The organism is Bradyrhizobium sp. CCGE-LA001, from assembly GCF_000296215.2.
Lineage (GTDB): Bacteria > Pseudomonadota > Alphaproteobacteria > Rhizobiales > Xanthobacteraceae > Bradyrhizobium.
The window spans coordinates 4,269,373-4,282,367 of sequence record NZ_CP013949.1; the positions used below are offsets into that span (position 1 = coordinate 4,269,373).

Here is a 12,995-nt window from a genome sequence, read left to right on the forward strand (position 1 = left end):
CGAAGCGAAGCAATCCAGACTGCCTCAACGGAAAGATTCTGGATTGCTTCGTCGCGAGAGCTCCTCGCAATGACGCGGTGAGAACGGGGGCCTACGCCGCCTTCTTGCTCTCGGCGAGCTGCGCCAGCTGACGCATGATCTCGGTCGTGCCCGCGAGCCGCTCTTCCGGCGTTTCCCAGTCCTGCAGGAACACCACCTTCATGTCGGGCCGCACCTTGGCAGCCTGGCCGTGGCTGCGGATGAAAGTCACGAGGCGATCGGGATAGGCGAAGGAATTGTCGCGGAAGACGATGACGGCGCCCTTCGGGCCGGCGTCGATCTTCTCGACATTGGCCCGGCGGCAGAACGCCTTGATCGCGGCGACCTTGAAGAGATAGCGCACCTCGTCGGGCAGCACGCCGAACCGGTCGCGCATCTCGGCGCCAAAGTTCTCGATCTCCTCCTCGGTGTCGAGATCGGCGAGGCGCCGGTACAGCGACAGCCGCACCGAGAGGTCGCTGACGTAATCCTCGGGGATGAGCACCGGCATGCCGATAGTGATCTGCGGCGACCAGCGGTCGGCGGCGGGCTCGGACACGCCAGCCTTGAGGTTGACGATCGCCTCCTCCAGCATCGATTGATAGAGCTCGAAGCCGACTTCCTTGATGTGGCCGGACTGCTCCTCGCCGAGCAGATTGCCGGCGCCGCGGATGTCGAGGTCGTGCGAGGCGAGCTGGAAGCCGGCGCCCAGCGTCTCCAGCGATTGCAGCACCATGAGCCGGCGCTCGGCCTGCGCCGTGATCTTCTGCTGCGCCGGCAGCGTGAACAGCGCATAGGCGCGCAGCTTGGAGCGGCCGACGCGGCCGCGGAGCTGATAGAGCTGCGCGAGGCCGAACATGTCGGCACGGTGCACGATCAGCGTGTTGGCGTTGGGGATGTCGAGGCCGGACTCGACAATTGTGGTCGACAGCAGGATGTCGAACTTGCCGTCGTAGAACGCCGTCATGATGTCCTCGATCACCGCAGGCGGCATCTGCCCGTGCGCGACCGCGACCTTCATCTCCGGCACGTTCTTGTCGAGGAAGTCCTTGACCTCGGCGAGGTCGTCGATGCGCGGCACCACGTAGAACGCCTGGCCACCGCGATAGCGCTCGCGCAAGAGCGCCTCGCGGATCATTAGGGGATCATGCGGGGCGACGAAGGTGCGCACCGCGAGGCGGTCGACCGGCGGCGAGGCGATGATCGAGAGCTCGCGCACGCCGGTCAGCGCCAATTGCAGCGTGCGCGGGATCGGCGTCGCCGACAGCGTCAGCACGTGCACCTCGGAGCGTAGCGCCTTCAACCGCTCCTTGTGGGTGACGCCGAAATGTTGCTCCTCGTCGACGATGACGAGGCCGAGATCACGGAATTTGATGGCCTTGCCGAGCAGCGCGTGGGTGCCGACGACGATATCGACCGAGCCGTCGGCGATGCCCTTCTTGACCTGGTTCAGCTCCTTGGTCGCGATCAGCCGCGAGGCCTGGGCCACATTCACCGGAAATCCCTTGAAGCGCTCGGTGAAGGTTTTCGCGTGCTGGCGCGCGAGCAGCGTGGTCGGCACCACGACCGCAACCTGCTTGCCTTCGAGCGCAACGGCAAAAGCCGCGCGGAGAGCAACCTCGGTCTTGCCGAAGCCGACGTCGCCGCAGATCAGGCGGTCCATCGGACGGCCGAGCTCGAGGTCTTTCAGGGTGGATTCGATGGCCCCTAACTGATCCTCGGTCTCGTCATAGGGGAAACGTGCGCAGAACTCGTCATAGAGGCCTTGCTGCACCGGCAGCTTGGGTGCCTCGTGCAAATGGCGCGCGGCAGCGATCTTGATCAGCTCGCCCGCGATCTCGCGGATGCGGTTCTTCAGCTTCGCCTTGCGGGTCTGCCAGCCGCTGCCGCCGAGACGATCGAGCTCCACCGTGGTCTGGTCGGAACCGTAGCGGGACAGCAGCTCGATGTTCTCGACGGGCAGGAACAGCTTCGTCTCGGCGGCGTAATGCAGCTCGAGGCAGTCATGCGGTGCGCCGGCGACGTCGAGCGTTTGCAGGCCGATGAAGCGGCCGATACCGTGATCGACGTGGACGACGATGTCGCCGGCCGTAAGGCTCGTCACCTCCGAGATGAAATTGTCGAGCTTGCGGCTGGCCTTGCGCGGCCGCACGAGGCGGTCGCCGAGAATGTCCTGCTCGCTGATGAGCGCGATCTCGTCGGTCTCGAAGCCGCTTTCGAGGCCGAGCACGGCGAGCATGGTCTCGTTGCGGGGCGTCGCCTGCACCGTCCGCCAGCTGTTGACGCTGGTGGTGTGGGCCAGCTTGTGGTCGCGCAGCATCGAAGTCATGCGGTCGCGCGAGCCTTCGGTCCACAGCGCGATCACGACTTTCTTGCGCTGGGCCTGCAGGCCCATCACATGTGCAACGACGGATTCGAACACGTTGACCGTGGTGTCGTTGCGCTCCGGCGCAAAGTCGCGGCCCTTGCGCGCACCGGCATCGACGACGCTGGTGCCATCGGTCGGCACCGAGAACGGCGTCAGCCGCGCCAGCGGGATATCGCCGAGGCGCCTGCCCCACTCCTCCTCGGTCAGATAAAGCCGATCGGGCGGCAGCGGCTTGTAGATCGCGCCGCCACCGGGATGCTCCATCGCCTCGCGGCGCGCCTGGTAATAGTCGAGGATCTGCTTGAAGCGCTCGCGCACGGCGTCCTCGGCCTGCGGCTCGATCGCGACCACTGCGCCTTGCAGATAGTCGAACAGCGTGTCCATTCGGTCCTGGAACAGCGGCAACCAGTGCTCCATGCCGGGATGGCGGCGGCCTTCGCTGACAGCCTCGTACAGCGCATCGTCGCGCTCGGGCGCGCCGAACTCGGCGACATAGCCCATGCGGAAACGGCGGATGGTGTCGGTCACCAATTGGAATTCGGAGACCGGCACGAGATCGAGCGAGCGCATGTCGAGCAGCGTGCGCTGCGTCTCCGCGTCGAACGAGCGGATCGATTCCAGGCTGTCGCCGAAGAAGTCGAACCGCACGGGCTGCTCGAGGCCGGCCGGAAACAGATCCAAAATGCCGCCGCGCACCGCGTATTCGCCGGGCTCGCGCACAGTCGAGGAGCGGTTGTAGCCGTTGTGCTCGAGCCAGGCGACAACGGTGTCCATCGGCACCACATTGCCCGGCGCGACCGACAGCGCCTGCGCCGCGACGAGCTCGCGCGCGGGCACGCGTTGCACCACGGCATTCACCGTGGTCAGCACGATCAGCGGCTTGTCGCTGCCGGTGAGCGAGGCCAGCCGCGCCAGCGTGGTCAGGCGCTGGGCCAGGATGCCGCCATGCGGCGAGACGCGGTCATAGGGCTGGCAATCCCACGCCGGGAAGGTCAGCACCGGCAGATCGGGCGCGAAGAAGCGCAAGGCGCGTTCGAGCGATTGCATCCGCGAACCATCGCGGCAGACCACGGCAAGACTGACCGCGGGCTTCTTCGGCCGCGCCGCGATGGCGCGGGCGAGATCGGAGACGACGAGGCCCTCTGCGCCCTCGGCGACATTGGCAAGCGTCAGCGCACGGCCGGGCGTCAGCAGCTCGGCCGGAGATTTCATGCCCTGCTTCATGCGTCGCGTTCCGCGATCGGGAACGCCTTGATGCGCGCGAACAGCGCGCCGGTGACGTCGGCCGGCAGCACCTTGTCGCCCGTGATGGCGGCATAGAGATCGGGATCGTTGACCTCGAGCAGGCGTTCGAGCTCGCCGAGCTCGACATCCGACAGATTGCCGATCTCGGCATCGGCGAAGCGGCCGAGGATCAGGTCCATCTCGCGCGTGCCGCGGTGCCAGCAGCGGAACAGAAGCCGCTTGCGGCGGTCGTCCAGCCCGCTGCTCGATCGTGTCGTTCCCGTCATGTCTCAAATCCAGTCAAACGCAGAAAGCCCGGACGTGCCGGGCGGGGCTGATATAGCCACTCGAAGAGGTCATGTCAGCCCTTTGTTGTGGCAATTATTTATGGTCGTTGTTGCCGGGCTTGCCGTCTTCGCAAAGCTTCGCCGGCCTGCTATCGGGAGCCCGGCGAAGCCCCTTGCGGAGCCGGGACCCGGCAATCCATCCTCTTGAATAGATGGGTGCGCCGGTCGAGCCCGCGCATGACGATTGTTGCACCGATGCGCCCCAGCCTGCTCAATCCGCTGTTTGCTCCCGTGACCAGCCTGTCCGGCGTCGGTCCGAAGCAGGACAAGCTGCTGCGATACCTGCTCAGCCGGAGCGAGACGCCGCGGCTGGTCGATTTGCTGCTGCATCTGCCGAGCCAGGTCATCGACCGCCGGGCCCGGCCGAAGATCCGCGACGCGGTGCAGGGAACCATGGTGACGCTCGAGGTCACCGTCGATCGCCACCGCCCGCCCCCGCCGCGCAACGCGCGCGCGCCATATCTCGTCTACGCCAGCGACGATACCGGCGACGTCGTCCTGACATTCTTCCGCGCCAAGCCGGGCTATGTCGAGAAGCTGCTGCCGGTCGGCGAGAAGCGTTACGTCTCGGGCACGCTGCAGATGTATGACGGCATCCCCCAGATCGTGCATCCCGATCGCGTGCTCGACGAGGAGGCGATAGCAAAGGTCTCCGGCATCGACCCCATCTATCCGCTCACCGAAGGGCTCGCGCTGGGATCGCTGCGGCGAGCGATCGCGCAGGCGCTGCAGAAGCTGCCGGCCCTGCCGGAATGGATCAGTCCAGAGGTGATGCGCCGCTGTAGTTTTCCGCCGGTCGCGGAGGCGCTCAATCGCGTGCACCTGCCGGTCGAGCTCACGGACATCCTGCCGGACCAGCCGTTCTGGTCTCGCCTCGCCTTCGACGAGCTTCTGGCCGGCCAGCTCGCGCTGGGGCTGATCCGCGCGCAGTTGCGCCGCCCCGCCGGCGTTCGCAACGCCGGCGACGGACATCTGCGCAACAAGATCATCGACGCCCTGCCCTATGCGCTCACGCCGTCCCAACGCAGCGCTGCCGCAGCCATTGCCGACGATCTGAAACAGCCGGTGCGCATGCTCCGCCTGCTCCAGGGCGACGTCGGCTCCGGCAAGACCGTCGTGGCGCTGCTGGCGGCCGCGGCGGTCGCCGAGGTCGGCAAGCAGGCTGCGCTAATGGCGCCGACTGAGATTTTGGCGCGCCAGCACATCAAGACCATTGCCCCGCTCGCCGAGCGCGCCGGTATGCGCGTTGCGATCCTCACCGGCCGCGAAAAAGGCAAGGAGCGACGCGAGCTCATCCCGCGGCTCGAAGCCGGCGAGATCGACTTGCTCGTCGGTACCCATGCGCTGATCCAGGACGACGTGATCTTCAAGGATCTCGCGCTCGCGATCGTCGATGAGCAGCACCGTTTCGGCGTGCGCGAGCGCCTCGCGCTGACCTCGAAGGGCGAGGCCGTCGACGTTCTGGTGCTCAGCGCAACCCCAATCCCGCGCACGCTGGTGCTGACCTATTTCGGCGACATGGATATCTCCGAGCTGCGCGAGAAGCCCGCCGGCCGGCAACCGATCGACACCCGCGCCGTCGCCATGAGCCGGCTCAGCGAGGTGATGGACGGCGTCGGCCGTGCGCTCGAAGCCGGCAAGCTGGTCTACTGGATCTGCCCGCTGGTGGAAGAATCCGAGGCTGAGGGCACCGAGCATCTCACCAACGCGACCAAACGTTTCGAGAGCCTGCAAAAGCGTTTCGGCGAGCGCGTCGGTCTTGTCCACGGCCAGATGAAGGGCACCGAGAAGGACCGCGTGATGGGGCAGTTCGCCGCCCACGAGATCGGCCTGCTGGTCGCGACCACCGTCGTCGAGGTCGGCGTCGACGTGCCCGCCGCCACCATCATGGTGATCGAGAATGCCGAGCGCTTCGGGCTTGCCCAGCTGCACCAGCTGCGCGGCCGCATCGGGCGCGGCTCGGAGGCCTCGACCTGCATCCTGCTCTACGCCGAGCCGCTCGGCGAGATGTCGAAGGCGCGCCTGAAGGTGATCCGCGAGACCACCGACGGCTTCCGCATCGCCGAGGAAGACCTGAAGCTGCGCGGCGAAGGCGATGTGTTGGGGGTACGTCAGAGCGGCCTGCCCGGCTATCGCATCGCGCGCCCGGAGGTCCACGGCCAGCTGATCGCGCAGGCCCGTGACGAGGCCCTGCGCATTCTGAAGGACGATCCGAAGCTGAAGGGCGAACGTGGCGAAGCGCTGCGCTGCCTGCTGTATTTGTACGAGCGGGACGAGGCAATTCCGCTGATCGGTGCGGGTTAGCCCTCCGCCCTTCGCCGCCCGATTTCGTACGCCGCCACATGCGCGCGGGCCAGATCCAAGAGCGACGTATCGATGCCGAGCGTAAGGGCCCGATTGGCCATATCGCCCAGGATATGCTCCGCCTCGGTGATCGAACCGCGCTCGATATCGCGCAGCATCGAGGCCTTCAGCGGCGAACCCTGGGTGGTGAACAGCTTCCGGTCGAACTCGATGAACGGAGCGCGTGGCTCAAAACCTGAAACCGTCGCGACAGCACAGCATTCCGCAAACAGACGGAAAATAAACTGCTCGCCATTGGGCACAGCCAGGATGTCGCCGATACTCGCGCGCATCAGGCAGGTGATGCCGGCGACCGTGCTGAGCTGGACGAATTTCTCCCACATATCGTGCATGATCGTTTCGCTGGCGCGCACGTCGATGCCGGGAACCTGAAGCAGCGTCTCCAGCGCGAGCGCACGCTCGCTCAACATCCCCTCGATCTCGCCAAGAACAACCGTCTGATTGGCCATGAACTGAACGACACGACCGTCCGCATCGAGCCCGGCACTGACGTTCGCGAGCCCGCCGAGGACGCGCGCGGCGCCGAACCGGGCGGTCAGAGCGTCGATATGCTTCAACCCGTTGAGAATGGGCAGGACCATCGTGTGGGCACCGACGGCCGGCGCAAACTGGTCCATCGCGTCGTCGAGCGAGTAGGCCTTCACGCCGACGAGCACGACGTCGAACGGCTCCTTGAGATCGCGCGCCAGAAGAAGCTTCGGCTGCACGGCAAAGTCGCCGTGCGGGCTCACGACCTGCAATCCGTCCCGTCGCAATTGCTCCGCCCGCACGGGACGCACCAGAAAGGTCACGTCACCGCCCGCGCGAACCAGACAGGCTCCGTAATAACCGCCGAGAGCGCCCGCGCCGACGATCAAGACTCTCATTCGAACTCCTTTTGCGGAGGAACTGCGCCCGCAGAGACGATACCAGATGGGCCTCGCACCGTCTCCTGCCCGTCATTGCGAGCGAAGCGAAGGCGTGGCGCTACCGAGCCTGTCATCGAGGCTGAACGCCTGCAATATGGCACCGATTTTCCCGTCGTGCGCTTGAGACGCGACCGGAACATCCAGGGTTCTCTGAAGTCGGTTTCAGCCAATTCGGAAGACTAGGCCTTCTTCTGCGCGATGCGCGCAGCAAACGCCTTCATCAGCTCCGCATCCATCGCTTCGCCCTTCGCATCCTCCGCCAGATGCTCGAACCATCGCGCAAAGCCCTCGTAGATCTGGCTGGCCGGATGGTCGGGCCCGAGGAATCCGGAAATCTCCCGCATCTCCGCGACCCAGCGATAGGCTTTCGGAATCATGTCGGGCAGCGCGACCTCGAGCCGCGCCAGGACCGCGGACTGGCTCAGCGCAAGCTCGTCACACAGCGCATCCGCCGCGCCCGCTTTCGTTGCCGCGACCACCATGGCCGAGCCGATGCCGGCGAGACCCTTGACGATGCCGGCGTAGGACATTTTGAGCGCGGAGGCCGCGCCGACCGGGCCTTCGACGATCCGCACGTCGAGGCCGAGATTCCCGAGCACGGCGACGTCCTTGGCGTGCTCGCCCGACATGTAGAAGGCCGGGCTCTTGCCACCGGGCTGCGGCGGAAAACCGATGATGCCGCCATCGACGAACGGCGCCTGCGCCGAGCCGATGATCTCCTCGATCCCTCGCACCGTGTCGACGTTGACGGCGTTGCAGTCCACCACGACCGGCTTCTTCTCGCAGCGGACGATCAGCGCCGCGAGCCGTTCGGCGAGTGCCACGGCTTCGCCCGGCGGCACGATCGAAAGAATGATGTCGGCGTCCGCGATCGCTTCGTCCGCGGCGCCGATCATCCCGGCATCCGCTGCGCGTTTCAACGTCGCCTCGCTACGTCCTTTCAGGGACGTCAGCACGCGCGCGCCGTTTTCGCTGAGGCGGCGGGCCACGGCACTGCCCATGGCGCCGGGCGCGAGGATCGCGATGGTCTTCGACGTCGTCTTGGACATCTTGCACTCCAAATCGAATTCCGAGCGAGGCGCTCAGTTCGATCGGAGATTAGCAGAGGCTACCAACGCCTGCGTGAATGCGGCCATCCCGCGCGGGAATGGCCCTACTCCACTTTCGCAGGCTGAGCCTTGAGCGCCGACGCGTTGGCGATGCGCGCCGCGTTGGCCACGCCCGCGAGCGCGGCAGCCTTCTTCGGATCCGGCGCCGAGCCCGGCTGCACCACGCCGGCCGACATGATCAGCGTCGCGGCATCCTCGGCGGTGAGGTCGACCTCGATGATCCTGCTCTTCGGGACATAGAAGAAGAAACCGGTGGTCGGGTTGGGCGAGCACGGCAGGAACACCGAGACGTGCTCTTCCTGTCCAGGCAGGCTGCGCGCGATGTCCTCGTTCGGCGATTGCGAGATCAGCACGATCGACCACATGCCGGGGGAAGGAAACTCGACCAGGCCCACTTTCCGGAAGCTCGACCCCTTGCCCGAGAACAACGTCTCGAACACCTGCTTCAAGCCACGATAGATCGCGCGCACCGCGGGGATGCGGCCGAGGAACGTTTCACCGACGTCGACCAGCGTCCGTCCGATCAAATTGGCGGCGAGGAAGCCGACCAGGGTCAACGTGAAGAATGCGACGACCAGTCCCCAGCCGGGAATGACGTAGGGCATATAGGTCTCGGGCCGGTAGGCGAGCGGCACGAACGGTCGCACCACGCCGTCGACCCAGGTGACGAACCACCACACGAGATAAAGGGTAATCGCGATCGGCCCCGTCACCACGAGGCCGGTCAGGAAATAATTGCGGAAACGGCCCATCAGGCCGGTATGCGGTTCCGGGAGGGGATCGAGGGGCGCAGGCGCGTCGTCGCGGGTGGTCATTCGGGTTCCAAGTCGGTCGCAGCACACAAGCTAGGGGCTTCTAGCAGGTTTTGGAAGACTGCGGCCGACCGTTATCCCTTCTGCCTATTCCACGGTCACCGATTTCGCGAGGTTGCGCGGCTGGTCGACGTCGGTGCCCATGACGACAGCAGTGTGATAGGCGAGCAATTGCACGGGGACGGCATAGACCATCGGCGTGAAGGCTGCCGCCATGTCGGGCATGACGATGGTGACGAGGGACTCGACCGTCGCCTCTTCGGCGCCCTTGGCATCGGTCATCAGGATGATGTTGCCGCCGCGGGCGGCGACCTCCTGCATGTTGGATACCGTCTTCTCGAACACGCGATCGTGGGGCGCAATGACGACCACCGGCATGGTCTCGTCGATCAGAGCGATCGGCCCGTGCTTGAGCTCGCCGGCGGCATAGCCTTCGGCGTGGATGTAGGAGATCTCCTTCAGCTTCAGCGCGCCTTCGAGCGCGAGCGGGAAGCTGGTGCCGCGGCCGAGATAGAGCACATCGCGCGACTTGGCGATCCTGTGCGCGAGCTTCTCGATCTGCAGCTCGGTGGTGAGTGCATCCGCCATCAGGCGGGGAACCTCGACGAGGCCGTGGACGAGCTTGGTCTCGTCCTCGTCGGACAGCTCACCGCGCGCCTTGCCGGCCGCGATCGCAAGGTTTGCCAGCACCATGAGCTGGCAGGTGAAAGCCTTGGTCGAGGCGACGCCGATCTCGGGTCCTGCGAGCGTTTGCAGCACGGTCTCGCTCTCGCGCGCGATCGTCGAGGTCGGCACGTTGACCACGGCGACCGTGTGCGCGCCCTCGGCCTTGGCGTAACGCAACGCCGCCAGCGTGTCGGCAGTCTCGCCGGACTGCGAGATGAAGATGGCGAGATCGCCCTTGCGCAGGGGCGCCTCGCGGTAGCGGAATTCGGAGGCGACATCGACCTCGACCGGCAGGCGCGCAAAGCGCTCGAACCAGTATTTTGCGACGAAGCCGGCATAGCTCGCGGTGCCGCACGCCGTGATGTTGATGCGCTGGATGGACTTGAAGTCGAACGGCAGCTTCACCGGCAGCGCGACGCGCTCGGTCGCCATGTCGACATAGCGCGCCAGGGTGTGGCCCACCACCTCCGGCTGCTCGTGGATCTCCTTGGCCATGAAGTGGCGGTAATTGGCCTTGTCGACCAGCGAGGTCGAGGCGGCGTGCCGGATCTTGTCGCGCTGGACGGCGCTGCCGTCCTTGTCGAAGATCGTCGCACCCTTGCGGGTCAGCACGACCCAATCGCCATCCTCGAGGTAGCTGATCGTGTCGGTGAACGGTCCGAGCGCGATCGCATCCGAACCGAGATACATCTCGCCGTCGCCATAGCCGATGGCCAGCGGTGGACCGTTGCGTGCGCCGATCATGAGGTCGTCGTCGCCGGCGAAGATGAAGCCGAGCGCGAAGGCGCCGCGCAAGCGCGCCAGCGTCAGCTTCACCGCCTCGACCGGCTTGTTGCCGCGCGCGAGCAGATCGTCGACGAGGTGCAGCACGATCTCGGTGTCGGTCTCGGTGTGGAACACCGTGCCCTTCTTCTCGAGCTCCTCGCGCAGCTCGCGGAAATTCTCGATGATGCCGTTGTGGACCACGGCGACGCGTTCGGTCGCGTGCGGATGAGCGTTGTTGACGGTCGGCCTGCCGTGGGTCGCCCAGCGGGTGTGACCGATACCGGTGGTGCCCTTCAGAGGCTCAGCTTCGAGCCGCCTCTCCAAATTCTTCAGCTTGCCTTCGGCGCGGCGGCGCTCCAGCTGCTTGCCTTCGAGCGTGGCGACGCCCGCGGAATCATAGCCGCGATATTCGAGACGTTTGAGCGAATCCACCAATTGCTCTGCAACCGGCCCGCGCCCGAGAATGCCGACAATTCCGCACATGCGGATCAATATCCCCCAAATCGTCGAAAAATCGACTAAACGACACGCTCGGTTTTTAGCGAGATTCCGAGGGAACCAGATACTCAATAATTATTGCTGATTGAGACAGCATGGGCCCCACGATTTCTGCTTCGCCTGCCTCGGATTGGCCGGCCTTAAACCGCACGCGTTAACTCATTGTCAATGAATTTGACCAACGCTTCCACCCGGGAGTGGAAGATCATGAAGGACTCGTCCGACCGCAAAGGGCTGTCGCCGATCTACCTGCACGCCAGCGAGACCACAGGTACGCATCTGTCGCACTGGCCGCCGCCCCTGCGTGCCAAGGAGCGGGGCAAGGAATCCAAGCCTGTCCTCGTCAGTCAGACCGCCAGCGAGCCGGCAAAGCGCGCCGGGCCGCGCGGATGGCGCTTGCAGCGCGCGATGTTCTCGAAGGTCGACGAAGACGACTAGCGCCCCTCACTTCTCCGGCTTCTTGCCCCCTGTCTTCAGCTCGCGATAGCGCACCGCGCCGCCGTCCCGGATGGTCTGCTGGTTGCGCTCGAGCGCCATGGCGTCGTCGGGCACGTCCTTCGTGATCACCGAGCCCGAGCCGATATAGGCGCCGTTGCCGATCTTCACCGGCGCGACCAGCGAGGAATTGGTGCCGACGAAGGCGCCCTGCCCGATGATCGTCTTGTGCTTCTTGAAGCCGTCGTAGTTGCAGGTGATGGTTCCGGCGCCGATGTTGGAATTGGCGCCGACGGTGGCGTCACCGATATAGGAGAGATGGTTGACCTTGACGCCAGCCTCCAGCGTTGCCGCCTTGGTCTCCACGAAATTGCCGATCCGTGCGCCATCGCCCAGCGACGTGCCCGGACGCAGTCGCGCATAGGGGCCGATCGAAACCTTCTTGCCGAGCGTGGTCTCGACGATATGCGAGAACGAGTGGATGACCGTGCCGTCGGCAATCGACACGCCGGGTCCGATCACCACGAACGGCTCGATGGTGACGTCCTTGCCGAACACGGTGTCGGCGGACAGATACACCGTCTCCGGCGCGATCAGCGTGACGCCGGCCTCCATCGCCGCTTTGCGCAGGCGCGCCTGCATCACGCCTTCTGCTTCCGCGAGCTGCGCCTTGGTGTTGATGCCGCGCACCTCGTCCTCGCTGGTCTCGATCACCACGGCCTCCCATCCCTTGTCGCGGACGATACCGACTGCGTCCGTCAGATAGTATTCGCCCTTGGAATTGGCATTGCCGATTTGTCCAAGGATCTCGAGCGCGCGGCGGCCATCGATCGCCATCACGCCGGCATTGCACAGATCGATCTTGCGCTCGGCTTCACTGGCATCGGCCTGCTCGCGGATCGCGACCAGGCGGTCGCCCTCGACGATGAAGCGGCCATAGCCGGTGGGATCGGCGGCGCGAAAACCGAGCGCCGCGATCGCGGCGCCCTTGGCCAGCGGTGCGCGCAGCCGCGCGAAGGTTTCGGCCGAGATCAGCGGCGTGTCACCGAACGCGATCAGGAGATCGTCCACGCCCCGCGCGATCGCCTCGCGCGCGGCCAGCACCGCATGTGCTGTGCCGAGCCGCTCGGCCTGCACGAAGGTGAGCGCGTCGGGACGGATCCGCCGCGCCTCGTCCGCCACGGCCTGATGGTCGGGGCCGATCACGACGGCGAGCGCGGTGCCGGTTCCCGTCGGTGCGGCGGCGAGCACATGGGCGAGCAGGCTCTGATGTGCGACGGGATGCAGCACTTTCGGCAGGCTCGATCGCATGCGCGTGCCTTCGCCGGCGGCGAGCACGATCGTGAGGCTGGAGCGGGCGGTCATCGAAATCCTGTCAGATAAGCCGAATCAATGGTGCGGCGGACGGCAAGCCGCCCTGATGCTAACGTCTTAGCTACCCCCGCAAACGCCCGGAATTCAAGTGCGTCGGGGTTTTCCTG

The 12,995-nt window shown here is 65.6% G+C and carries 9 protein-coding genes; 2 read left to right on the plus strand and 7 right to left on the minus strand.

Features of this window, described 5'->3' with window-relative positions; all coding sequences use genetic code 11:
- Positions 1–91 precede the first annotated feature (91 nt).
- Together mfd and BCCGELA001_RS19735 are read right to left on the minus strand one after the other, a co-directional pair.
- Entirely contained in the window at positions 92–3,610 is a 3,519-nt protein-coding gene (gene mfd, locus BCCGELA001_RS19730; RefSeq protein ID WP_060736105.1) for a transcription-repair coupling factor, read from the minus strand.
- Positions 3,607–3,897 (minus strand): FAD assembly factor SdhE, encoded by a 291-nt coding sequence (locus tag BCCGELA001_RS19735; RefSeq protein ID WP_008563723.1) that lies wholly within the window; start codon positions 3,895–3,897, stop codon positions 3,607–3,609. The genes mfd and BCCGELA001_RS19735 overlap by 4 nt, the downstream gene beginning before the upstream one ends.
- Before the next feature lie 255 nt (positions 3,898–4,152).
- Between BCCGELA001_RS19735 and recG the strand changes: the two genes are divergently transcribed.
- A complete protein-coding gene (recG, locus tag BCCGELA001_RS19740) occupies positions 4,153–6,261 on the plus strand; it encodes an ATP-dependent DNA helicase RecG (RefSeq protein WP_060736106.1) in 2,109 nt (702 codons plus the stop codon).
- Here recG and panE read toward each other — a convergent pair.
- From panE to glmS, 4 genes are all read right to left on the minus strand, one after another.
- Positions 6,258–7,187 (minus strand): 2-dehydropantoate 2-reductase, encoded by a 930-nt coding sequence (panE, locus tag BCCGELA001_RS19745; RefSeq protein WP_060736107.1) that lies wholly within the window; start codon positions 7,185–7,187, stop codon positions 6,258–6,260. The genes recG and panE overlap by 4 nt on opposite strands.
- Before the next feature lie 221 nt (positions 7,188–7,408).
- Entirely contained in the window at positions 7,409–8,278 is an 870-nt protein-coding gene (locus tag BCCGELA001_RS19750) for an NAD(P)-dependent oxidoreductase (RefSeq protein ID WP_060736108.1), read from the minus strand.
- 104 nt (positions 8,279–8,382) lie between these two features.
- Complete coding sequence (locus tag BCCGELA001_RS19755) at positions 8,383–9,153, minus strand: DUF502 domain-containing protein (RefSeq protein ID WP_008563750.1); 771 nt, start codon at positions 9,151–9,153, stop codon at positions 8,383–8,385.
- An 84-nt stretch (positions 9,154–9,237) separates the two neighbouring features.
- On the minus strand, positions 9,238–11,064 hold the full coding sequence (gene glmS / locus BCCGELA001_RS19760) for a glutamine--fructose-6-phosphate transaminase (isomerizing) (protein WP_060736109.1): 1,827 nt from the start codon (positions 11,062–11,064) through the stop codon (positions 9,238–9,240).
- 222 nt (positions 11,065–11,286) lie between these two features.
- Between glmS and BCCGELA001_RS19765 the strand changes: the two genes are divergently transcribed.
- Positions 11,287–11,517 (plus strand): hypothetical protein, encoded by a 231-nt coding sequence (locus BCCGELA001_RS19765; RefSeq protein ID WP_060736110.1) that lies wholly within the window; start codon positions 11,287–11,289, stop codon positions 11,515–11,517.
- Between the two features lie 6 nt (positions 11,518–11,523).
- On the opposite strand, the gene glmU is transcribed toward BCCGELA001_RS19765, so the two are convergent.
- Positions 11,524–12,879 (minus strand): bifunctional UDP-N-acetylglucosamine diphosphorylase/glucosamine-1-phosphate N-acetyltransferase GlmU, encoded by a 1,356-nt coding sequence (gene glmU / locus BCCGELA001_RS19770; RefSeq protein WP_060736111.1) that lies wholly within the window; start codon positions 12,877–12,879, stop codon positions 11,524–11,526.
- Between the last annotated feature and the right edge of the window lie 116 nt (positions 12,880–12,995).